This window comes from Roseovarius atlanticus (assembly GCF_019802205.1).
In the GTDB taxonomy this organism is placed as follows: Bacteria; Pseudomonadota; Alphaproteobacteria; order Rhodobacterales; family Rhodobacteraceae; genus Roseovarius; species Roseovarius atlanticus_A.
In genome coordinates this window covers 210,689-231,741 of sequence record NZ_JAHVHQ010000003.1, presented here as the reverse complement: position 1 = coordinate 231,741, position 21,053 = coordinate 210,689, and the positions used below count along the sequence as shown (strand labels likewise).

General features: G+C 66.9%; 21 protein-coding genes. 13 read left to right on the top strand and 8 right to left on the bottom strand.

The window, feature by feature from the left end:
- Positions 1-97: 97 nt before the first annotated feature.
- From KUV49_RS06970 to KUV49_RS06950, 5 genes are all read left to right on the top strand, one after another.
- Positions 98-1,312 carry a CaiB/BaiF CoA transferase family protein gene (locus KUV49_RS06970; protein WP_222449318.1) on the top strand — a complete coding sequence of 405 codons (1,215 nt, stop codon included), beginning with the start codon at positions 98-100 and terminating at the stop codon, positions 1,310-1,312.
- Entirely contained in the window at positions 1,309-2,034 is a 726-nt protein-coding gene (locus KUV49_RS06965) for a glutathione S-transferase N-terminal domain-containing protein (RefSeq protein ID WP_222449317.1), read from the top strand. The genes KUV49_RS06970 and KUV49_RS06965 overlap by 4 nt, the downstream gene beginning before the upstream one ends.
- Positions 2,035-2,261: 227 nt before the next feature.
- Positions 2,262-2,765 (top strand): (2Fe-2S)-binding protein, encoded by a 504-nt coding sequence (locus KUV49_RS06960; RefSeq protein WP_222449316.1) that lies wholly within the window; start codon positions 2,262-2,264, stop codon positions 2,763-2,765.
- The gene (locus KUV49_RS06955; protein ID WP_222449315.1) at positions 2,762-3,766 is read left to right on the top strand and encodes an FAD binding domain-containing protein; all 1,005 of its coding nucleotides are present in this window, start codon (positions 2,762-2,764) and stop codon (positions 3,764-3,766) included. The genes KUV49_RS06960 and KUV49_RS06955 overlap by 4 nt, the downstream gene beginning before the upstream one ends.
- The gene (locus KUV49_RS06950) at positions 3,763-5,946 is read left to right on the top strand and encodes a xanthine dehydrogenase family protein molybdopterin-binding subunit (protein ID WP_222449314.1); all 2,184 of its coding nucleotides are present in this window, start codon (positions 3,763-3,765) and stop codon (positions 5,944-5,946) included. Before KUV49_RS06955 ends, KUV49_RS06950 begins: the two co-directional genes overlap by 4 nt.
- Before the next feature lie 122 nt (positions 5,947-6,068).
- Here KUV49_RS06950 and KUV49_RS06945 read toward each other — a convergent pair whose 3' ends face one another.
- Positions 6,069-8,327, bottom strand: coding sequence for an adenosylcobalamin-dependent ribonucleoside-diphosphate reductase (locus KUV49_RS06945; RefSeq protein ID WP_222449313.1), 2,259 nt, complete (start codon positions 8,325-8,327; stop codon positions 6,069-6,071).
- 360 nt (positions 8,328-8,687) lie between these two features.
- On the opposite strand from KUV49_RS06945, the gene KUV49_RS06940 reads away from it, so the two are divergent.
- From KUV49_RS06940 to KUV49_RS06930, 3 genes are all read left to right on the top strand, one after another.
- Positions 8,688-9,149 carry a DUF1489 family protein gene (locus KUV49_RS06940; protein WP_261391073.1) on the top strand — a complete coding sequence of 154 codons (462 nt, stop codon included), beginning with the start codon at positions 8,688-8,690 and terminating at the stop codon, positions 9,147-9,149.
- A gap of 319 nt (positions 9,150-9,468) precedes the next feature.
- Positions 9,469-10,068, top strand: coding sequence for an outer membrane protein (locus KUV49_RS06935; protein ID WP_222449312.1), 600 nt, complete (start codon positions 9,469-9,471; stop codon positions 10,066-10,068).
- 349 nt (positions 10,069-10,417) lie between these two features.
- The gene (locus tag KUV49_RS06930) at positions 10,418-11,014 is read left to right on the top strand and encodes an outer membrane protein (protein ID WP_222449311.1); all 597 of its coding nucleotides are present in this window, start codon (positions 10,418-10,420) and stop codon (positions 11,012-11,014) included.
- A 250-nt stretch (positions 11,015-11,264) separates the two neighbouring features.
- On the opposite strand, the gene arsC is transcribed toward KUV49_RS06930, so the two are convergent.
- From arsC to KUV49_RS06915, 3 genes are read right to left on the bottom strand one after another with little or no spacing between them, the layout of a single operon-like run.
- Complete coding sequence (gene arsC / locus KUV49_RS06925; RefSeq protein WP_222450919.1) at positions 11,265-11,606, bottom strand: arsenate reductase (glutaredoxin); 342 nt, start codon at positions 11,604-11,606, stop codon at positions 11,265-11,267.
- Positions 11,603-12,661 carry a quinone-dependent dihydroorotate dehydrogenase gene (locus tag KUV49_RS06920; RefSeq protein WP_222449310.1) on the bottom strand — a complete coding sequence of 353 codons (1,059 nt, stop codon included), beginning with the start codon at positions 12,659-12,661 and terminating at the stop codon, positions 11,603-11,605. Before KUV49_RS06920 ends, arsC begins: the two co-directional genes overlap by 4 nt.
- Positions 12,658-12,996, bottom strand: coding sequence for a DUF952 domain-containing protein (locus KUV49_RS06915; RefSeq protein ID WP_222449309.1), 339 nt, complete (start codon positions 12,994-12,996; stop codon positions 12,658-12,660). The genes KUV49_RS06920 and KUV49_RS06915 overlap by 4 nt, the downstream gene beginning before the upstream one ends.
- Before the next feature lie 102 nt (positions 12,997-13,098).
- Here KUV49_RS06915 and KUV49_RS06910 point away from each other — a divergent pair, with 102 nt between their 5' ends.
- From KUV49_RS06910 to KUV49_RS06900, 3 genes are read left to right on the top strand one after another with little or no spacing between them, the layout of a single operon-like run.
- The gene (locus KUV49_RS06910; RefSeq protein WP_222449308.1) at positions 13,099-14,658 is read left to right on the top strand and encodes a bifunctional metallophosphatase/5'-nucleotidase; all 1,560 of its coding nucleotides are present in this window, start codon (positions 13,099-13,101) and stop codon (positions 14,656-14,658) included.
- Positions 14,659-14,714: 56 nt separating this feature from the next.
- Positions 14,715-15,902, top strand: coding sequence for a class I SAM-dependent methyltransferase (locus KUV49_RS06905; protein WP_222449307.1), 1,188 nt, complete (start codon positions 14,715-14,717; stop codon positions 15,900-15,902).
- A 4-nt stretch (positions 15,903-15,906) separates the two neighbouring features.
- The gene (locus KUV49_RS06900; RefSeq protein WP_222449306.1) at positions 15,907-16,572 is read left to right on the top strand and encodes an SOS response-associated peptidase; all 666 of its coding nucleotides are present in this window, start codon (positions 15,907-15,909) and stop codon (positions 16,570-16,572) included.
- 43 nt (positions 16,573-16,615) lie between these two features.
- Here KUV49_RS06900 and KUV49_RS06895 read toward each other — a convergent pair whose 3' ends face one another.
- The 4 genes from KUV49_RS06895 to KUV49_RS06880 all read right to left on the bottom strand — a co-directional run bounded on the left by KUV49_RS06895 (position 16,616) and on the right by KUV49_RS06880 (position 19,970).
- Positions 16,616-17,611 (bottom strand): type I glyceraldehyde-3-phosphate dehydrogenase, encoded by a 996-nt coding sequence (locus KUV49_RS06895; protein ID WP_222449305.1) that lies wholly within the window; start codon positions 17,609-17,611, stop codon positions 16,616-16,618.
- An 88-nt stretch (positions 17,612-17,699) separates the two neighbouring features.
- Positions 17,700-19,049: an MATE family efflux transporter gene (locus KUV49_RS06890; protein ID WP_222449304.1), complete on the bottom strand. Its 1,350-nt coding sequence runs from the start codon at positions 19,047-19,049 to the stop codon at positions 17,700-17,702.
- Positions 19,042-19,551 (bottom strand): PaaI family thioesterase, encoded by a 510-nt coding sequence (locus KUV49_RS06885; protein WP_222449303.1) that lies wholly within the window; start codon positions 19,549-19,551, stop codon positions 19,042-19,044. Before KUV49_RS06885 ends, KUV49_RS06890 begins: the two co-directional genes overlap by 8 nt.
- A complete protein-coding gene (locus tag KUV49_RS06880) occupies positions 19,548-19,970 on the bottom strand; it encodes a PaaI family thioesterase (protein WP_152491503.1) in 423 nt (140 codons plus the stop codon). The genes KUV49_RS06885 and KUV49_RS06880 overlap by 4 nt, the downstream gene beginning before the upstream one ends.
- Before the next feature lie 114 nt (positions 19,971-20,084).
- Between KUV49_RS06880 and KUV49_RS06875 the strand changes: the two genes are divergently transcribed.
- Both KUV49_RS06875 and KUV49_RS06870 read left to right on the top strand, forming a co-directional pair.
- Complete coding sequence (locus KUV49_RS06875; protein ID WP_222449302.1) at positions 20,085-20,453, top strand: MerR family transcriptional regulator; 369 nt, start codon at positions 20,085-20,087, stop codon at positions 20,451-20,453.
- 190 nt (positions 20,454-20,643) lie between these two features.
- The gene (locus KUV49_RS06870; protein ID WP_222449301.1) at positions 20,644-21,045 is read left to right on the top strand and encodes a MerR family transcriptional regulator; all 402 of its coding nucleotides are present in this window, start codon (positions 20,644-20,646) and stop codon (positions 21,043-21,045) included.
- Positions 21,046-21,053 lie beyond the last annotated feature (8 nt).

Genomic DNA, 21,053 nt, shown 5'->3' with positions numbered 1-21,053 from the left:
CGCCCCCGGCCAAACCCATCACCGACGCGACGAACCGCGCCCGCGCACTATCCTTTGCATCCCGGCGCCGCCACGCGCCCAGACGGAGACCGACCACATGCCAGGACCGCTCAACGGCTTTCGGGTGATCGACCTGACCACCATGATCTCTGGCCCGCTGGCCACGATGACGCTGGCCGACCAGGGCGCCGAGGTGATCAAGATCGAGCACCCCAGGGGCGGCGACCACAGCCGGCAGGTGACCGGGCGGCGCGGCGGCTTCTCGGCCTCGTTCCTCAACAACAACCGCGGCAAGAAATCCGTCACGCTGAACCTCAAGGATCCGCGCGGCGTCGCGGCCGCGCTCCGCCTCTGCCAGACGGCGGATGTCTTCGTGCAGAACTTCCGCCCCGGCGTGGCCGAACGGATCGGGCTGGGCGAGGTCGCGGTGCGCGCCGTGCGCCCCGACATCATCTACACCTCCATCGCCGGCTTCGGGTTTCAGGGCGACTGGGCCGGCAAACCCGTCTACGATCCGCTCATCCAGGCGCTCTCCGGTCTGGCCAGCGTGCAGGGCGGCGCCGATGCCGCCCGCCCCCGGCTGGTGCGCACCATCCTGCCCGACAAGCTGACCGCGATCCAGACCGCCCAAAGCATCACCGCCGCCCTTCTCGCCCGCAGCCGCACCGGCCAGGGCAGCCACGTGCAGATCTCCATGCTGGACACGGTGCTGGCGTTCCTGTGGAGTTCCGACATGGCCGGCTATACCTTCATCGGCGACGAGGTGACGCCCGAGAAAAGCGCCGATGCGCAGACCTTCGTGGAACTGATCTACCAGACCGCCGATGGCTGGATGGCCGTCTCGGCCCATACCGACAGCACCTGGGCGGGGCTGGCCGCCGCGGTGAACCGGCCCGACTGGCTGGACGACCCGCGCTTCGCCACCGTCGCGGCTCGCGAAGAGAACAAGCCCGCCCGCCTCGAACTGACGCAGGAGGCGCTGCTGACGGACACCACCGCCAACTGGATGGAGCGTCTCGGTGCCCATGACGTGCCCTGCGCCCCGGTCCTGACCCGCGCCGAGGTCTACGCCCATCCGCAGGTCACGGCCAACGGCATCATCCTCGAACAGGACCACCCCCAGGCCGGCCCGCTGCGCCAGGCCCGCACGCCCGCGCGGTTCTCGGCCACCCCCACGGACCGCCCCGCACCCGCCCGGCGGCTGGGCGAGGACACCCGCGCCGTTCTGGCCGAGGCGGGCTATCCCGAGCCCGAGATCGACGCCATGATCGCCCAGGGCGTCGCCACCGACACACAGGACCCCACCGCATGATCGACCTCTACTACGCTCCCACCCCCAACGGCTGGAAGGCCGCCATCATGCTCGAGGAAACCGGCCTCGACTACCGCCCCATCCTGATGCGCCTCAGCGAGGGCGACCAGTTCGCCCCCGGGTTTCTGGAGATCAGCCCCAACGCCAAGATGCCCGCCATCGTCGATCACGCGCCGGGCGAGGGCTGGGGCGACGCCCCCGTGCCGGTGTTCGAATCCGGCGCGATCCTGCTCTACCTTGCCGACAAGGTGGGCCGGTTCGCCCCGCCGGAAACCGACCTGCGCGCCCGCAAGGAGCTGATGGAGTGGCTCTTCTGGCAGGTCGGCAACCAGGGGCCGATGGGCGGGCAACTCAGCCATTTCCGCAACTACGCCCCCGAGGACGAGCGCGCCTACGGCTTCAAGCGCTATCTCGGCGAATACGACCGCAACCTCGGCGTGCTCGAGGCGCGGCTGGAAACCCGCGACTACATCCTGGGCGATTATTCCATCGCCGACATGCTCGCCTTTCCCTGGGCCTTCATCGCCAAACCCCTTGGCGCCTCGCTGGATGCCTTCCCCCGCGTGGCCGACTGGCGCGCGCGGATCAAGCAAAAACCCGCCGTGCAACGCGCCATCGACCTGCACAAGTCCGAACAGAATGGCGGGCGGCACCGGGTGGACAACAACAGCATCCTGTTCAACCAGTCCGCCGCGTCCTTCAAGCCCGGCTCCGGGGACTAGACGGAACCGCTCCTGCCGGTCCTGCCACGGCGGCCGGCGCTTCTCGATGAACACGGCCCGCCCTATCCCGCCGCCTCCCGGCCACTCCGCCCCGCGGCGCGACCGTTCCGCGCAGCCGAGCCTCTATCGCCACAGCCATGGAACAGACCGGCGCCGCAACGGTTGGCAGTGAAAGGCGGCCCGCCCCCTTAGGCCGCGACCTTGCCCCTGCGATCGCGGAGATGCCCATGAAGACGACCCTCACCGTCAACGACCAGTCCCACGAGGTGGAGCATGATCCGCGCCGCACGCTCCTCGACACGCTGCGCGACGATCTCGGCCTGCCCGGCACCAAGAAAGGCTGCGACCACGGGCAATGCGGCGCCTGCACCGTCCTGCTGAACGGCGAGCGGGTGAATTCCTGCCTCTGCCTCACCGCCATGCATGACGGCGACGAGATCACCACCATCGAAGGCATCGGCACGCCCGAACGCCTCTCGGCCCTGCAGAAGGCCTTCGTGGAAATGGACGGCTACCAATGCGGCTACTGCACCCCCGGCCAGATCATCTCGGCCACCGCCATGCTGCGCGAAGTGGCCGACGGCGCGCCCTCCTACGTCAGCGACGATCTCGGCACGCCCGACCTCTCCGACCCCGAGATGGCCGAGCGCATGTCCGGCAATCTCTGCCGCTGTTCCGCCTATCCCCTGATCCGCGAAGCGATCGCCATGGCAGCAAAGGCCGACACATGAGACCGTTCGACTATCACCGCGCCACCGATTTCAGCGACGCCACCGCGGGGCAGATCATCGCCGGCGGCACCAACCTGCTTGACCTGATGAAGATCCAGGTGGTCACGCCGTCCACGCTCGTCGATATCACCCGGCTCGAGGGTCTCTCCGACATCACCGCCGACGGCGACGGCCTGCGCATCGGCGCGCTCGTCACCAACACCGCGCTGGCCCATGACGCGCGCATCCGCACCGGCTGGCCGCTGCTCTCCCGCGCGATCCTCGCCGGGGCCTCGGCCCAGATCCGCAACAAGGCCACCACCGGCGGCAACCTGCTTCAGCGCACCCGGTGCCCCTATTTCTACGACACCTCGCAGCCCTGCAACAAGCGCAGCCCCGGCGCGGGCTGCGCGGCACAGGGCGGCGCCGGGCGCATGCTGGCGCTTTTCGGCACGTCCGAACACTGCCTCGCCGCGCACCCGTCCGACATGGCCGTGGCGCTCAGCGCCCTGCAGGCCGAGGTCGAGATCCACGGCCCCGACGGCGCAACCCGCCGCGTCCCGCTGCACGACTTCTACCGCGGCCCGGGCGACCGCCCGGATATCGAAACCGCGCTCGATGACGGCGACCTGGTGACGGCCGTCATCCTGCCCGCGCCCCGCGCCGGCAGCCGGCAATGCTACCGCAAGGTCCGCGACCGCGCCTCCTATGCCTTCGCGCTGGTCTCGGTCGCGGGCTCCGTCCGCATGGACGGCGACACCATCACCGATCTCGTCCTGTCCTACGGCAGCGTCGCGCCGCACCCGTGGATGAACACCGACGTGGCCGGGATGCTGACCGGCCAGACCGCATCGACCGACCTTTTCAAACGCGCGGCGGACGTCCTGACCGCCGCCCCGGCCCCGCATCCCGACACCGAGTACAAGCGCACCCTCCTGCGCCGCACGTTCATCGCCACGATGCGCCAGTTGACCGGCCTGTCGGACCCCAGGGGCACAGACATCGCAAGGAGCGCGGCATGAAAGACCACTTCACAATGGACAGCCCCCAGCCCCGCCTGCTGGACGAGACGAAACAGGGCGTGATCGGCACGCCGATGGACCGCCCCGACGGCCCGCTGAAGGTCTCCGGCACCGCCGCCTACACCGCCGATCACACCGTCGCCGGCATGGTCCACGGCGCCCTCGTGCGCGCCACGATCGCACGCGGCAAGGTCACCGGCATGGACCGCGACGCCGCGCTGGCCATCGACGGCGTGATCGACGTGATCACCGATGCGCGCCTCACCCGCAACCCGGCGCAGGGCATGGCCGGCGCCGCCCCGGTCCAGCCCGGCGACGCGGTGCATTACCACGGCCAGCCCATCGCGCTCGTTGTCGCCGAAAGCTCCGAGGCCGCGCGCGACGCCGCCCAGCGCCTCGAGGTGCAGTACGAAACCACCGAGGCCAAGGTCACACCCGACGCGCCCATGCAGACCGAGACCGGCGACCCCGAGACGGCGGGCGATTTCGACGCCGCATGGGCCTCCGCCGATGCAAAGGTCGACCGCACCTATACCACCCCCTCGCATGTCTCCGCGGCGATGGAACCCCACGCCGCCATCGCCGAATGGGACGGCGACAGGCTCACCCTGCGCAGCGCGCTCCAGATGGTCCGCTTCAACAAGCAGGAGCTGGCGGATTCCCTGGGCATCGACCCGTCGCAGGTCCGCATCCTGTCGCCCTATGTGGGCGGCGGCTTCGGCTCCAAGCTCGGCATCGGCCCCGAGGCCGTCGCGGCCGCCATCGCGGCGCAGAAACTGGGCCGCCCGGTGCGCGTCGTCATGCCCCGCCAGACCGTATTCGACGCCGTGCTGCGCCGCTCGGAAACCGAACAGCACCTGCGCCTCGGCGCCACCTCGGACGGCAGGATCACCGCGATCTCGCACGATGACCGCGTCTCGAACCTCGACGACGAAGGCTTCGCCGAGCCGACAAGCCAGGCCTCGCAGTTCCTCTACGCCGCAAAGGGTCTCAGCTTCACCCAGACCGTCGCCCGCATCGCCGCCACGCCCGCAGGCTCGGTCCGCGCCCCCGGCGAGGCCGTGGGGATGCTCGCCTTCGAGGCCGCGATAGACGAACTGGCCGACACCCTGGGCGTCGATCCGCTGACCTTGCGGCTGGACAACCTGCCGCAGACGCACCCGATGAACGACCTGCCCTACAGCGCCACGCGCCTGGCCGACTGCCTGACCGACGGCGCCGAGCGCTTCGGCTGGTCGGATCGCTGGGCGCCCGGCACGCGCCGAGAAGGCGACTGGCTGATCGGCATGGGCATGGCATCGGCGGCCCGGCTCAACATGCTGATCCGGTCCTCCGCCCGCGTCCGCCTGACCGGCGACCGGGCCATCGTCGAGACCGACATGACCGATATCGGCACCGGCACCTACGCGATCCTGGCACAGATCACCGCCGAAATGCTGGGCCTTCCGCCCGCGCAGGTCGAGGTGCGCCTGGGCGATTCCGACCTGCCCGGCGCGGCGGGCTCGGGCGGCTCTTTCGGCGCCAGCTCCGCCGGCTCGGCCACCTTCCTCGCGGCCAAAAAGCTGCGCGCGCAGATCGCCCGGCGCCTTGGCTGCGCCGAGGACGCCCTGACGCTGCAGGACAGCCGCGCGCGCGGCGACAACCAGGACGCCGCCCTGGCGGACCTCGTCACCGACGAGATCCTGGCCGAGGCCACCATCGAAAGCGGCAAGACCGCCGAAAGCCATTTCTCCGCCGGTTTCGGCGCCCATTACGCCGAGGTCGCGGTCAACGAATGGACCGGCGAGGTCCGCGTACGGCGCATGCTGGGCGTCATCGCCATGGGCCGCATCCTCAACGAGAAAACCGCCCGCAGCCAGGCCCTGGGCGGCATGATCTGGGGCATCGGCTCGGCCCTGACCGAAGACATGCAGTCCGACCCGCGCGACGGCCATGTCGTGACCCGCGATCTTGCCAACTACCACGTTCCGGCCCATGCCGACGTGCCCGGCGACATGCAGGTCGTGTTCCTCGACGAGCGCGACGACTGGGCCAACCCGATCCAGACCAAGGGCATCGGCGAGCTGGGCATCTCCGGCGCCGGCGCCGCCGTCCTCAACGCCATCGCCCACGCCACCGGCCATCGCGTCTACGACTATCCCGCCCTGCCCGACCGGGTGCTTGCCGCCATGAGTGTCTAGACCGGGTCGCGTCGTCCCGCGGCTCCGGCATCCGGCGCCGCGGCGCTCAGGCTCGAAAATCGGAGGGCACGCAGCGCGCGGGCGCGGTCCTCACGCCGGGGCGTGCGGTCCCTCCGCCCGCCTCACGCGCATTTCGAATGACCGCAGGATGCACAGGTCAGGCAGCCTTCGACCTTGCGCATGTCATAGCTGCCGCAGGACGGACAGGCCGGGCCGCGCGGCGCCTCAAGGTTCACCACGTTCGCCGTCGGGTCCTCCTTCAGGCCCAGCCCCTCGCCTTCGAGAAAGCCGATATTGATCATGTGGTTCTCCAGCACGCCGCCGATCGCGGCCAGCATCGAGGGGATGTACTTGCCGTTCATCCATGCCCCGCCGCGCGGATCGAACACCGCCTTCAGTTCCTCGACCACGAAACTCACGTCGCCGCCCCGCCGGAACACCGCCGAGATCATCCGCGTCAGCGCCACGGTCCAGGCGAAATGCTCCATGTTCTTGGAGTTGATGAACACCTCGAAGGGCCGCCGCCGCCCGTCCAGCACGATGTCGTTCACCGTCACGTAAATCGCATGGCTGCTGTCGGGCCATTTCAGCTTGTAGGTCGCGCCCTCCAGCTCGGTCGGCCGGTCCAGCGGCTCGGACATGTAGACCACCTCGCCGCCCTCCACGGGCATCGGCACCTTGTCCTCGGAGTCCACGCTCAGCACGCTGCCGGTGATGTCGTTGGGCCGGTACGTGGTGCATCCCTTGCAGCCGGTGTCCCAGGCCTGCATGTAGACTTCCTTGAACGCCTCGAACCCGATATCGGCAGGCACGTTGATCGTCTTGGAAATGCTCGAGTCGACCCATTTCTGCGCGGCGGCCTGCATCTTCACATGCGCCTGCGGCTCCAGCGTCTGGGCATTGACGAAATACTCCGGCAGTTCCGCATCGCCTTTCGTCTCGCGCCACATCTGCACGGCGTAATCCACCACCTCTTCCTCGGTGCGGCTGCCATCCTTCTGCAACACCTTGCGGGTGTAGGAATAGGCAAAGACCGGCTCGATGCCGCTGCTGACATTCCCGGCGTAAAGGCTGATCGTCCCGGTCGGCGCGACACTGGTCAACAGCGCGTTGCGGATGCCATGCTCGGCCACCGCCGCACGCACGTCCTCGTCCATCGCCTGCATCATGCCGCTTTCCAGGTACGGCTCCGCCTCGAACAGCGGAAACGCCCCCTTCTCCTTCGCCAGCTCGACCGACGCCAGGTACGCCGCCCGCGCGATCGCCTTCATCCACGCCTCGCATTGCGCCGCCGCCTCGTCGTCGCCATAGCGCAGCCCGCACATCAGCAGCGCGTCGGCCAGCCCCGTGACCCCCAGCCCGATCCGCCGCTTGGCCTGCGCCTCGGCGCGCTGCTCGGGCAGCGGAAATTTCGACACGTCCACCACGTTGTCCATCATCCGCACCGCCGTCGCCACCAGCTCGGCCAGCGCGTCCGCGTCGATGCCCGCGCCCGCCTCGAACGGCTCCGTCACCAGCCGCGCCAGGTTGATCGACCCCAGCAGGCACGCGCCATAAGGCGGCAACGGCTGCTCGCCACAGGGGTTTGTCGCCGCGATCGTCTCGGCATAATGCAGGTTGTTGGCCTTGTTGATCCGGTCGATGAAGATCACGCCGGGTTCCGCGAAATCATAGGTCGCCCGCATGATCCGGTTCCACAGGTCGCGCGCCTGCACCGTCTTGTAGACCTTGCCGCCAAAGACCAGCTCCCACGGCCCGTCCGCCTTGACGGCCTCCATGAAATCATCCGTCACCAGCACGGAAAGGTTGAACATCCGCAGCCGCGCCGCATCGCCCTTCACCGCGATGAATTCCTCGACATCCGGGTGATCGCAGCGCATCGTCGCCATCATCGCCCCGCGGCGGCTGCCGGCACTCATGATCGTGCGGCACATCGCGTCCCACACATCCATGAAGCTGAGCGGCCCGCTGGCATCGGCGGCCACGCCCTCGACCAATGCGCCCTTCGGCCGGATGGTCGAGAAATCATACCCGATCCCGCCGCCCTGCTGCATGGTCAGCGCCGCCTCGCGCAGGCCTTCGAAGATGCCGCTCATGCTGTCGGGGATCGTGCCCATGACGAAACAGTTGAACAGCGTCACCGCCCGGCCCGTGCCGGCGCCCGCCGTGATCCGCCCGGCGGGCAGGAACCTGAAATCCTCCAGCGCGTGATAGAACCGCTCTTCCCAGATCCCGGGGTCGTCCTCGGCCTGCGCCACCGCCCGCGCGATCCGCCGCCAGCTGTCCTCCACCGTGCCATCCAGGGGCGTGCCGTCCGCCTCTTTCAGGCGGTACTTCATATCCCAGATGGCCTCGGCGATAGGAGCGGCGAATCGAGTCATGCGGGGACCTGTTTTGTCTAGTGTTTTCGGGCAGCGATAGTGGCGAGCGAGACGTAACACACTAGTCGTTGTAGCCGTTCGGGTCAATCCATCCGAACCATCTTCTACCACCCTGCAGCCCATTCCTCTGGCCGAAAATATCCCGGGGGGCATGGGGGGCTGGCCCCCCATATTAGGCCGGGGGCATGGGGGACTGGTCCCCCATATTAGACCGGGGGTTTGGGGGGCTGCCCCCCATACAAAGGGAGTTTGGGGGCCCCGCCCCCAAGGCCTGCGTGGCCCGAACGCAATCACCCCTGCGTGCCCTCGGCACACCACAAGGTCGCACCCGCTTGAATTCCCCCGCCCCGACCATAGGATATGAAAATGGTGGACATGGGGACAGTCGTGGCAGATCCGAAAATACATCTCGTCAAGCTCTCGGTCGGCTCGGAAACCGTCGAAAGCCTGATGGAATGGCAATCCGGCAAACAGGCCCACGGTCCCGACGGCCTGCCGCGCCACGTCACCCGCATGTGGCCCCGGCGCGAGGCCGAGCTGCTCGAGGGCGGCTCGATCTACTGGGTCATCCAGGGCCTCATCCAGTGCCGCCAGCGCATCCTGCGCCTTGACGAGGTGACCCGCGCCGACGGGATCCGCCGCTGCGGCATCGTGCTGGACCCCCAGATCCTCCGCACCACCACCGCCCGCAAGCGCCCGTTCCAGGGCTGGCGCTACCTCGCGCCCGCCGACGCCCCCGCCGACCTGCCGCAAAACCGCCAGGACGAAGACGCGCTGCCGGCGGATCTCAGCGCCGCGCTGGCCGATATCGGCGTGCTCTGACCGCGCCCGTCCCCCCGCAACCGACCGACGCAGCCCGGCCCGCGCCCTGCACCAGCGCACACCGCCCTGAGCATGTGCGAACAGCGCCGCATGAAACCGGCGAATTTCCGCGCTTACACCCTGATAAAACGATGTTTTTCAGCGGCTTTCCGCCCGAAAAACGCCCCGTTTCCAGCGCCTGGCCGCCGCTCACGCGCAGGTGATCGCACGTGCTCCGGCACCCCCCTTGCGGTGTCGGCGGTCAAGACCATATCTGCCCGACACAGCGCCGTTAAGACGCGCTGCGGAACGAAGCAGAACTTGCTGAAAGGATAGCATGATGAAACGAGCAACACCGATCCTCGCGACCGCCCTTGCCCTTGGCGCCGCCCCCGCGTTCGCAGGCAACACCACCCCCCCGATGGAGGACAACACAGTCGCGGCCCCCGCCCCGGTGGCCCCGGTCCCGACCAATGTCGGCCCCGACTGGACCGGCTTTTACGGTGGTGCCCAGCTGGGCTATGGCGATGTCGACTCCAACGTTGGTGGCAGCGATGACGGCGTGATCGGCGGTCTGACCGCGGGCTATGATTACGACTTCGGCACGTTCGTGCTCGGTGGCGGCGTGGACTACGACTTCGCCGACATCGGCGTGGCCAACAATGCCGCCACGCTCGAAAACGTGTTCCGCGCCAAGGCGCGCGGCGGCTACAAGCTGGGCAACGGCCTGCTCTATGCCACCGGCGGCTATGCCCAGGCCGATACCGACACCCTCGGCAGTGACGACGGCTACTTCGTCGGTGCCGGCTACGAGCACATGATCACGCAGAACTTCTCGATGGGTGGCGAACTGCTCTATCACGAATTCGACGATTACAACAGCACCGCGGTCGACGTCGAAGCCACGACGCTGCAGCTGCGCGGCACGTTCCGCTTCTAAACCTGCAGACGCGCACCAGCGCGTTCCCCGGACAGGCAAGGCCCGGACCGACACAGATCGGCCCGGGCCTTTTTCGTTCCGGCCTGGCCCGCGCCGAAGAACAACCGTGCGAAACGCAGATCACGCGGCTTTGTTCCAATTCCCGCCCTGGGTTAGTGAAAACAAGCGGCTTTTCGCCTAGGGTGTATCTCTTCCGCATCGGCCACTCAAAAAGAGGGGACGCCGGGGCTGTCTTTTATCGCCCGCTCTTGCAGTCTGGACCCATGACGCCATATGCCCGGCGTAATGGCGCCCCCCGCAAATGTTCGCCACACATCGCAAGTAATATGTCCTGAAAGGATAGGTACCAATGAAACGCACTGCTTCTCTCTTCGCGGCCGCTTTCGCAGTCTGCGCAGCCCCCGCATTCGCCGGCAACCTGACGCCGGTGCAAGACGACGTCGTCGCACCGCCGCCGCCGCCCCCGGCCGCCGTGACCCCCAACTGGACCGGCCTCTACGGCGGTGCGCAACTGGGCTACAACAACCTCGATTCCAACATCTCCGGCGGCGATGATGCAGTCATCGGCGGTCTCTTCGTCGGCTACGACTACGATTTCGGCGACTTCGTGCTGGGCAGCAGCATCGATTACGACTTCACCGATGCCGAAGTCTCGACCGCGCCGAACCCGCAGGTCGACCTGGAGAACATCTTCCGCGCCAAGCTGCGCGCCGGCTACAAGCTGGGCAACGGCCTGATCTACGGCACCGGCGGCTATGCCAAGGCGTACACCGACAACCTCGGCGACGAAGACGGCTATTTCGTCGGCGCAGGCTACGAGACGATGGTCACCGACAACTTCTCGCTCGGCGGCGAACTGCTCTACCACGAGTTCGACAACTTCAACGGCACCAACGCCGATGTCGAGCCGACCACGGTTCAGCTGCGCGGCACGTTCCGCTTCTGATCGGGCAGGAACGAGCCCGCCCGGCACCCACGCCGGGCCGGACTGACAGATCAAGGCGCCTGCCGTCCCCGAACGGCAGGCGCTTTTTTCATGCGCGGCGGACAGGGTTTCGGCGCTGCGCACCGCGCGGTGCGTTCATGCCGCGGATCCGGAAAAACCGCACCGTCGCGATACCACCCGGATACCGACGCGATACCGACGTTCCGTTTTCGCCGATTTCCGCGGCATTAACCCGTGATTCGAAAAACCGTCAGAGGATCTCCAGAACCGCGTCCGGCGGCCGGCCGATTGCAGCCTTGTCGCCCGCGAAAACAACCGGGCGCTCGATCAGGATCGGATGCGCGGCCATGGCGGCCAGCAACACCTCTTCCGGGCTGTCCGGGGTCAGGCCCAGCTCCTTGAACCGGGATTCTCCCTTGCGGATCAGATCCTTGGCACGAACGCCCAGACGGTCGAGCACGTCGCGCAACTCGGCGACTTCCGGGGCGTCCTCGAGATAGCGGCGCACCCGCAGGTCGCAGCCACGCTCCTGCAACAAGGCCAGTGTCTGCCGCGATTTCGAACAGCGTGGATTGTGCCATATCTCGATCAAAGCCATGCGTCCCGTCCCGTTCCAACTGCATCTGAAATGTTGGAATAACCGTTTTCTTCCAACAACTTGTCAAGTCCAAGCGCGATCCGCTCGACCAGTCCGATCCCCTCGTAGACCAGCGCCGAGTACAGCTGGACCGCACTCGCCCCGGCCCGGATTTTCTCCAGCGCCTGCCCGGCACTTCCGATCCCGCCCACACCGATCAGCGGCATCCGCCCGTCGGTCAGTTCGGACAGCCGCGCCAGCACCCTCGTCGACCGCTCGAACAGGGGCGCCCCGGACAGCCCGCCCGCCTCGTCCCGCATCGGGCTTTGCAGCCCGCTTCGGTCCAGCGTCGTATTGGTGGCGATGATCGCCGCGACACCACCGGCCTGCGCCACCTCGGCCACCTCGGACAGCTCCAAGTCACTGAGATCAGGCGCGATTTTCAGGAACACCGGGATCGGGCGCTCCAGCCAGTCGCGCGCCTCCATCACGCCTTTCAGCAGCGCCGACAGGGCCTCGGCCCCTTGCAGATCGCGCAGCTTCTCGGTGTTGGGGCTCGACACATTGACGGTCGCGAAATCCAGGTGCGGGCCGCACCGCGACAGCACGCGGGCAAAATCCTCCGCCCGGTCGTCGCTGTCCTTGTTGGCCCCGAGGTTCAACCCCAGCACAGCGTCGCGCGGCCGTGCCGTCAGCCGTGCGACGACATCCTCCATCCCCTTGTTGTTGAACCCGAAACGGTTGATGACGGCGCGATCGTCGGTCAGCCGGAACAGCCTCGGCTTGGGGTTGCCCGCCTGCGGCTTCGGCGTCACGGCCCCCGCCTCGATGAACCCGAATCCGGCCCGCGACAGCGGCGAAAGGGCCACCGCGTTCTTGTCGAACCCCGCCGCCAGCCCGATCGGATTGGCCAGCCGCAGGCCCGCCACCTCGCAGCGCAACCGTGCCGACGTGACCAGGCCCGGCAACGGCACCAGCCCCGCCCGCAACGCCTGCAGCGCCAGTCCGTGCGCGCGTTCCGGGTCCATCCGGTGCATCAGCCCCAGACCGATCCGGTCGGCCAGTCTCATACCGCGCCCGCCGGAAACTGATGCGCGCCGTCGACCAGCGGCAGGGGTTGCGCCCAGACCACGTCGTCCAGTCGCAACACCCTGTAAAGATGGGGAAACTTGTCACCTCCGCGGGACGTCTCCCAGGTCAGGTCATCGCCCAGACGGTCGGTCTCGACCGCCACCAGCACAAGGTCGTCTTCCCCCTTGAAATGCCTGGCCGCCGTCTCGGGCGCCTGGGCAGGCGTCGAGAAATGGATATAGCCATCGGCCACGTCCACCTGCGCCCCGCGCGTTTCCTTGTCGGACCGCAAGGTCGCCCATTCGTCTGCGCGAAAAATCTTGTAAATCAGCATGCCCCGGTGATGCCCCGCCGCCGTGCCATGGTCAAGCAGATTGGCTTTGACGCCCTGCGCTCCCTGCCGCACTCTGGCTGCATTCATCCAGGAGACTTGCCGATGCGCTTCATTCCCCTTGCCCTGACCGGCCTTCTGACCGCCACCGCGGCACAGGCCGAGTATACGCTCAACATCTTGCACACGAACGATTTTCACGCCCGGTTCGAGCCGATCAGCAAGTACAATTCCACCTGCGCGCCGGAAGACAACGAGGCCGGCGAGTGCTTCGGCGGCTCCGCGCGCCTTGCCACGGCGATCGAGCAGGCCCGCGCCGACGCGCCCAACCCGGTGCTCTTCGATGGCGGGGACCAGTTCCAGGGCACGCTTTTCTACAACTATTACAAGGGCAAGCTGGCCGCCGAGATGATGAACCGCCTGGGCTACGACGCGATGACCGTGGGCAATCACGAATTCGACGACGGCCCCGAGGTGCTGCGCGGCTTCATGGACGCGGTCGACTTTCCCGTGCTGATGTCCAACGCCGATGTCAGCCGCGAGGGCCTGCTCAAGGATGTCCTGCAAAAGTCCACCATCATCGAGCGCGGCGGCGAAAAGATCGGCCTGATCGGGCTGACGCCGCAGGACACCGACGAACTGGCCAGCCCTGGCCCCAACATCATCTTCACCGATCCCGTCGATGCGGTGCAGCACCAGGTCGACAGGCTGACCAAAGAGGGCATCGACAAGATCATCGTGCTATCGCATTCCGGCTATGGCGTCGATCAACGCGTGGCGCGCGAAACCACCGGCGTCGACGTGATCGTGGGCGGCCATTCCAATACCTACCTGGCCAACGACGACCCCGACGCCGCAGGTCCCTACCCCACGATGGTGGGCGATACCGCCATCGTGCAGGCCTATGCCTACGGCAAGTTCCTGGGCCGTCTCGACGTGGTCTTCAATGACGCGGGCGAGGTCACGTCCGCCACCGGCAGCCCCCTGATCATGGACGCCGCCGTGGCCGAGGATGCCGACATCGTCTCGCGTATCCAGGAGGCCGCCAAACCGCTGGAAGAGATCCGCAACAAGGTCGTGGCAGAGGCCGCCGACGCCATCAGCGGCGACCGCGACGCCTGCCGCGTGGCCGAATGCGCCATGGGCAATGCCGTGGCCGAGGCGATGCTGGCCCGCGTCGCCGATCAGGGCGTTCAGGTCGCACTGATGAACGGGGGCGGCGTGCGCGCCTCGATCGACGCGGGCCCCGTGACGATGGGCGAGGTGCTGACCGTGCTGCCCTTCCAGAATACGCTCTCGACCTTCCGCATCGACGGCGCCACGCTGAAAGAGGCGCTGGAAAATGGTGTCAGCCAGGTGGGCGAGGGTGCGGGACGCTTTCCGCAGGTGGCCGGGATGACCTTCGTCTTCGATCCCTCCGCCGCACCGGGATCGCGCATCACGCAAGTGACCGTTGACGGCGAACCCCTTGATCCGGAACGCGATTACCTTGCCGTGTCGAACGATTACCTGCGCAACGGGGGCGACGGCTATTCGATGCTGCGCGACGCCGCCGACGCCTATGATTTCGGCCCCGACGTGGCCGATGTGCTGGCCGAGTATTTCGCGCAGAACTCTCCCGTCTCGCCCATGACGGACGGCCGCATCCGACAGGCCGGACAGTGACGTGACGCGCGCCGGTTCGGCTTTGCAATCCGGGCGGCACGCGGCATAAAGGCGCCATGAACAAGGTGCGCGACCAGTACGAGGCCTTTCCCTATCCCGAGCGGGATCCGAGGGACGAGAAAAAGCGCCTGATCACCGGCTCGCCCTCGCTGCCGCAGGAGATCGACCATTACGTCTTCGGCGGTCAGCGCGACTGGTCGCAGCCGCTGCGCATCCTCGTGGCCGGTGGCGGCACCGGCGACGGGCTGATCCAGCTGACGACGCTGCTCACGCAATACGGCAAGCCTTTCGAGGCAACCTATATCGACCTCTCCACCGCCTCGCGAAAGGTGGCCGAGGCACGGGCAAAGGCCCGTGGGCTGAACAGCATCACTTTCGTCACCGGCAGCCTGCTGGACGCGGGCGATCATGGCCCGTTCGATTACATCGACTGTTGTGGCGTGCTGCACCATCTGCCCGACCCCGATGCGGGCTTCAGCGCCCTGCGCGCGGCCCTCGCCCCCGGCGGCGGCATGGGCTTCATGGTCTATGCGCCCTATGGCCGCTCCGGCGTCTACCCCTTGCAGGAGGCGTTCGCCGCGCTTTACAGCGACAGCCCTCCGAAAGACCGGCTGAAGGCTGCAAAAAAGGTCGTCGAAAGCTTGCCCGCGGGCCATCCCTTCAAGTCGAACCCCAATCTCAACGATCACAAGAGCGGCGACGCGGGGTTTTACGACCTGCTGCTGCACAGCACCGACCGCGCCTATGACGTGCAATCGCTGACCGACACGCTCGACCGTACCGGCTGGTCCTTTGCGGGTTTCACCGTTCCGATCCTCTATGACCTCGCGCGTTTGGCGCCCGTGCCTGCGGGGATGGACCCGGTCGCGGCGATGGCCGTGGCAGAAAAACTGAACGGCACGATCCGCACCCACACCGGCTATGCCACCGATAGGCCCCGCCCGGTGGCCTCGGGAAAGACGCGCACGCTGGTGCCGCATCTGAAGGGCGTGCCCCCCGCGCAGCTGGCGCGCGCCGTGGCGCAGGGTCAGGCGCCCGCGCTCGACACCGACGGGATCACGGGCAAACTCGCCCTGCCCCGACAGGCCGCCGCCCTGCTTGCCGCCGTCGACGGTCGTCGCAGCCTGCAGGAGATCGCAGGGCATGCCGGACTGGACCCGATCACCTTTGGCGGGCTCTGGAGCCAGGTCGAAAAGGCGCTGTTGCCCTGGGGCATACTGCTTTACTCGAACGTGCTGAGGTAGGCCGATGTGCGGACGTTTCGCCGTCACCCTGCCGCAAGACGCCATGGCCCAGCTCTTTGCCGCGCGCCCCGTTAACGATTTGCCAGCGGTTCCCAATTACAACGTCTGTCCGACCAAGGATGTGCATGCGGTCACGTCCGATGGCGCCGGCCGGCAGCTCGGATCGATGCGCTGGGGATTTCTCCCGCACTGGTACAAGACACCGAATGACGGCCCGCTGCTGATCAACGCCCGGGCCGAGACCATCGCGGAAAAGCCCGCCTTCCGCGCGGCGGCCCGTGAGCGGCGCTGCCTGATCCCGGCCAGCGGCTTTTATGAATGGACCAAGGACGCGGACGGCAACCGCCTGCCCTGGTTCGTCCATCCGGCTCGGGGCGAGACGCTGGCCTTCGCCGGGGTCTACCAGTCCTGGGACAAGGGCGATGCGCCGCTGACCACCTGCGCCATCGTCACCACCGGGGCCAATGAGCCGATGTCGAAGATCCATCACCGCATGCCGGTGATCCTGGCCGAAAAGGACTGGCCGCTCTGGCTCGGCGAGGCGGGCCACGGCGCCGCAACCTTGATGACGGCGGCCCCGGATGACGCGCTGGACTTCTACCGCGTGGACCCGAAGGTCAATTCCAACCGCGCCAGCGGGCCGGACTTGATCGACCCGCTCGACGACTGATCATTCGTCGGACGCCCCGAGATTATTCGTACGAATAATCTCGTCACCGCGCCGCCATACGTCGGGCCATGTCCAACATCCGGCATGAAAAGCCCCACTCGTTGTCGTACCAGCCGAACACCCGCAGCAACCCGCCCGCCGACACGCTGGTTTCCGGGCCGACCAACACGAGCGACTCCGCCCGCCCGCGCAGGTCGGAACTGACCAGGGGCTGCTCCGTCCAGCCGAATACGCCGCCCGGCCGCGCCGCCGCTTTCAGCATGGCGTTCACCCCGTCCGACGTGACCGCCTCGCGCGTCTGGACCGTCAGGTCGATGCAAGACACGCTGGCGGTGGGCACGCGGATGGCCCGCGCCTCGATCCGGCCTTTCAGATGCGGCAGGACAAGCCCCGTCTGATCCTGAGCACTGGTCGTCGTGGGCACCATCGACAAAGCCGCGGCGCGGCTGCGCTCGGGCGCAGCGCGGGGTTTGTCGACCGTGGGCTGGCTGCCGGTATAGCAATGTACCGTGGTCATCTGCCCGCTTACCAGTCCGAACGCCTCGTCCAGCAGCCGCGCCAGCGGGGCCAGAGCGTTGGTCGTGCAGGACGCGTTTGAAACGATGCGTTCATCGCCCAGGTGTTCGTCATTGGCGCCCATGACCAGCGTTACATCCGCCTCCGCAGAGGGGCCCGAGACCAGGACCTTGCGCGCGCCTGCGTCCAGCCCGCGTTCCGCCACGGCGCGCTTCCCGCCCATTCCGGTGCATTCCAGCACGACATCGACCCCCTGCAAATCGATACGGCGCAGGTCCGGCTCGGCGTGGAAGGGAATGCGCCGGCCGCCCACGACCAGGACTTGACCGTCCGTACACACCTCTTCCGGCCATGGCCCGAACACGCTGTCGAACTGGAAGAGGTAGGCGCAGGTGCTCAAGGGCTCGATGTCGTTGATCGCGACCAGTTCGAAATCCCTGGCGTCGCGCAGCAGGATCCGCAGCAACGTCCGGCCAATACGTCCAAAGCCGTTGATGGCAACGCGGATCGGCGGTTGGGGCATGACGGTATCTCCTGGAGGTGTTTTGTCCGCGAACCATTGCCGCGACCGTAACGGTTTTCCAGCCGTGAAATATTATTTGATCAAATTTCTACCGCGCGGCGGCGGCCCCGGCCTGCGGTCCCGGCGCGACCGACGCTTCGAGCGCGGGATACCGCAGCCAAAGCGTGACACCCCGCGCCACGAAGCTGATCAACAGCGCCAGCCACAGGCCGTGATTGCCCAGCCAAGGTACCAGCAGCAGGGCCGACGCGACGTAGACGGCAAGGCTTATCGCCATCATGTTGCGCATGTCTCCCGCCCGGGTCGCACCGATGAAGATACCATCCAGCATGAACGGCGCCACCCCGACCACAGGTGCAATACAGACGTAGAGCAGAAACGTTCTTGCCTCGGCCTGCACCTCCGGCGCCTTGGCCATCAGGTCGACGATCGCGCCACCCCAGACGGCAAACGCGACCGCGATCAGCAGAACGATGGTCAGCGCCCAGATGCTGGCCAGCACCGCGCCCCGCCGCAGCCGCGCGACGCTGCCTTGCCCGTATGCCTGCCCCACGAGCGCCTCGGCGGCGAAGGCGAAACCGTCCAGCGCGTGCGACGATATGTTCAGGAATTGCAACAACACCTGGTTCGCGGCCAGCGTGACATCCCCCAAGTCCCCTCCGATCAGCAGGAAGGAGATGAAAATGCCCTGCAACATCAGGGACCGCAGCAGGATATCGCGGTTCACCGCCATCATTCTGGCCAACTGTACGCGGTCGAAGACCCGCCCCCAGTCGCGCCACGCCGGCACGGCCCAGGCATCGCGGCACAGCCACAGGCCAAGCAGCAGGCCTGACCATTCGGCTATGAACGTGGCCCAGGCCACCCCGGTTACGCCAAGCTCCAGCCCCAGCACGAACCATAGATCCAGAAGGATATTGACCCCGTTCATCACGACCTGAAGCGCCAGAACGGCGCGCGTGCGCTCCAGCGCGATCAGCCAGCCCGTGACGCCGTAGAGCCCGATCAGGGCCGGTGCGCTCCAGACCCGGACAATCATGTAGTCCCGCGCCAGCGCCTCGACTTCGGCGCTGGCCGGTGACACAAGGAAGGCACCCGCGAACAAGGGGACCTGAAGCGCGATGATGCAAAGGCCGGCTGCCAGCCCGATCATCAGCGCGCGGGTCAGCATGGCCGCCACCTCGCCGCTGCGCCCCGCACCATGGGCCTGGCTGGTCAGACCCGTCGTGCCCATGCGCAGGAACCCGAAGACCCAGTAAACCCCGGTCAGGATGATCGCACCGATACCAACCGCGCCGATCGGCACAGCCTCGCCCAACTGCCCAACGACGCCCGTGTCCACCGCTCCCAGGATCGGCACGGTGGCGTTGGACAACACGATCGGTATGGCGATCTTGAGCACACGCCCATGCGTGATCGCCAGCGGCGTCTCAGCCATCGCGGCGCGGCATCAGGAAATGCCCCGTGGCCTGCGCGAAGGCACGGGCACGATTGTCCTGCCACGCCTCGGCCCGAACGGACGCATAGCGCCGGCCCGACCGCGTCACTACCGCGCGGGCATAGGCATCCCGTGGCAGGCCCGACCGCAGGTAGTCCACGGTGAAGTCGATGGTCTTGGGCAATCGCGGCAGGGACCCGGCCTCGAACGTCTCGAGGGACAGTTCGCCCGACTCCATCTCGTCCCACAGCATGGCCCAGCTCAGCGTGATGATCGACGTCACTTCCAGAAAGGCCGACGTGGCGCCACCGTGCAAGGCCGGCAACAGCGGGTTGCCGATCAGCTTTTCGTTGAACGACATGACCCCCGTCAGCTCGTCGCCGCGACGATCGAACTCGATCCCCATGAAGCGGATGTATGGCACGCCATCGACCAGCGCGCGCAGAGCCGCGTCACGTCGCTGCTTGACCACCTGCACGGGTTCCGGGCGCCCGCGGCTCATGGCTTGTCGGCCACGGTAAAGGTGCCGGTGGCCTGCGCGACGGGCCGGTCGGCATCGTCGTCCAGCGTCTGCGCCCGCACGAAGGCGACCGACCGGGTGATGTGATAGCACTCCGCGCGGGCCCGGATCGCCTGCCCCGGTCGCGCCGGGCGCATGTAGTCGATGCGCAGGTCGATCGTCGCCGTGGCGCCGGGCGAGTCCGGGTGGCTCATCACGGCAGCACCGCAACAGGTATCCATCAGTGCCGACACCGCCCCGCCGTGAATCACGCCGGTCTTCGGATCGCCCACCAGGTGGTCGGCATAGTCCATCTGCATCTCGGCCACGCCCTCACCGACATGGGTGATCCGCATCCCGAGCGCCTTGGCGTGGGGAATGGCGCCCATGAATTCTGCGGCCATCTTGTTCTTTTCGGTCATCAAAGGTCCTGCGACTTGGTGGCCTCTTTATGGTCCCGAATGCGGACGCGCCGCAAGGGTGCCTGTTGCGTGATCCGCCCTATGTCTCTTAAGTAGACGTAAGGAGGACCAGCGATGCCAGAGCAACGCCTGTCATTCAAGGAGATGTGCGCCAGGTTCGATGTGACGCCGCGCACGCTGCGGTATTACGAATATATCGAGTTGCTCAGTCCCACGCGCGAGGGGCGGTCGCGCTATTACGGCCCGCGGGAAGTGGCCCGCATGACCCTGATCCTGCGCGGCCGCCGCTGGGGTTTCGCGCTGGAAGACATCCGCCAGTGGCTGGAAATCTACGAGGAAAAGGGCACCGACGCGCAGTTGCGCACCTGGATCGACCTCGCCGACCGCCAGCTGGAAGAGCTGCGCACCCAGAAGGAACAGCTGGAGCAGTCCATCGCGGAGCTGAAGAAGGCTCGCGATTCGACCGAAAAGTCGCTCGGCTAGACCTTGGGCCGCTCGGCCCACCCTCTGCATTTCCGCAAAATAATTGCGCGCCCCGCAGGTTGACCTTGCCTGATCTTACGTAAAGCTCAAAGTGACGTTACGTATTGGTTACGTAAACCAGTCTACGTGTTGTACCGATAGCCATCGCCTCACATGTTCCGGCCACGCAACGAGATTTACGGAAAGCGACATGACCGACGAAACGATGACAATTCGCGAGATGTGCGACGCGTTCAACGTGACGCCGCGAACCTTGCGTTTCTACGAGGCGAAAGAACTGCTCTTCCCCCGTCGGGAAGGACAAAAGCGACTGTTCACCAAGAGCGACCGCGCCCGTCTGAAACTGATCCTGCGCGGCAAGCGCTTCGGCTTCAGCCTCGAGGAAATACGCCAGCTTCTGAACCTTTATGACCGGGGCGATCAGCAACTGACGCAGCTGGAAAGCACGTATGAAATCGCCAAGGACCGTCTGGAAGAACTGGAGCGTCAGCGCGACGAGCTGACCGCGGCCATCGACGACCTGCGCGACCAGATGAAATGGGGCGAGAAGATGATCTCCTCGCTCCGCCAGACACCCAAAGCCGCGGAATGACTTCCCGG

Coding starts and splice junctions, on each gene's coding strand:
- KUV49_RS06970 (WP_222449318.1), top strand. CDS start 98: ATGCCAGGACCGCTCAACGGCTTTCGGGTGATCGACCTGACCACCATG.
- KUV49_RS06965 (WP_222449317.1), top strand. CDS start 1,309: ATGATCGACCTCTACTACGCTCCCACCCCCAACGGCTGGAAGGCCGCC.
- KUV49_RS06960 (WP_222449316.1), top strand. CDS start 2,262: ATGAAGACGACCCTCACCGTCAACGACCAGTCCCACGAGGTGGAGCAT.
- KUV49_RS06955 (WP_222449315.1), top strand. CDS start 2,762: ATGAGACCGTTCGACTATCACCGCGCCACCGATTTCAGCGACGCCACC.
- KUV49_RS06950 (WP_222449314.1), top strand. CDS start 3,763: ATGAAAGACCACTTCACAATGGACAGCCCCCAGCCCCGCCTGCTGGAC.
- KUV49_RS06945 (WP_222449313.1), bottom strand. CDS start 8,327: ATGACTCGATTCGCCGCTCCTATCGCCGAGGCCATCTGGGATATGAAG.
- KUV49_RS06940 (WP_261391073.1), top strand. CDS start 8,688: ATGAAAATGGTGGACATGGGGACAGTCGTGGCAGATCCGAAAATACAT.
- KUV49_RS06935 (WP_222449312.1), top strand. CDS start 9,469: ATGAAACGAGCAACACCGATCCTCGCGACCGCCCTTGCCCTTGGCGCC.
- KUV49_RS06930 (WP_222449311.1), top strand. CDS start 10,418: ATGAAACGCACTGCTTCTCTCTTCGCGGCCGCTTTCGCAGTCTGCGCA.
- KUV49_RS06920 (WP_222449310.1), bottom strand. CDS start 12,661: ATGAGACTGGCCGACCGGATCGGTCTGGGGCTGATGCACCGGATGGAC.
- KUV49_RS06915 (WP_222449309.1), bottom strand. CDS start 12,996: ATGCTGATTTACAAGATTTTTCGCGCAGACGAATGGGCGACCTTGCGG.
- KUV49_RS06910 (WP_222449308.1), top strand. CDS start 13,099: ATGCGCTTCATTCCCCTTGCCCTGACCGGCCTTCTGACCGCCACCGCG.
- KUV49_RS06905 (WP_222449307.1), top strand. CDS start 14,715: ATGAACAAGGTGCGCGACCAGTACGAGGCCTTTCCCTATCCCGAGCGG.
- KUV49_RS06900 (WP_222449306.1), top strand. CDS start 15,907: ATGTGCGGACGTTTCGCCGTCACCCTGCCGCAAGACGCCATGGCCCAG.
- KUV49_RS06895 (WP_222449305.1), bottom strand. CDS start 17,611: ATGCCCCAACCGCCGATCCGCGTTGCCATCAACGGCTTTGGACGTATT.
- KUV49_RS06890 (WP_222449304.1), bottom strand. CDS start 19,049: ATGGCTGAGACGCCGCTGGCGATCACGCATGGGCGTGTGCTCAAGATC.
- KUV49_RS06885 (WP_222449303.1), bottom strand. CDS start 19,551: ATGAGCCGCGGGCGCCCGGAACCCGTGCAGGTGGTCAAGCAGCGACGT.
- KUV49_RS06880 (WP_152491503.1), bottom strand. CDS start 19,970: ATGACCGAAAAGAACAAGATGGCCGCAGAATTCATGGGCGCCATTCCC.
- KUV49_RS06875 (WP_222449302.1), top strand. CDS start 20,085: ATGCCAGAGCAACGCCTGTCATTCAAGGAGATGTGCGCCAGGTTCGAT.
- KUV49_RS06870 (WP_222449301.1), top strand. CDS start 20,644: ATGACCGACGAAACGATGACAATTCGCGAGATGTGCGACGCGTTCAAC.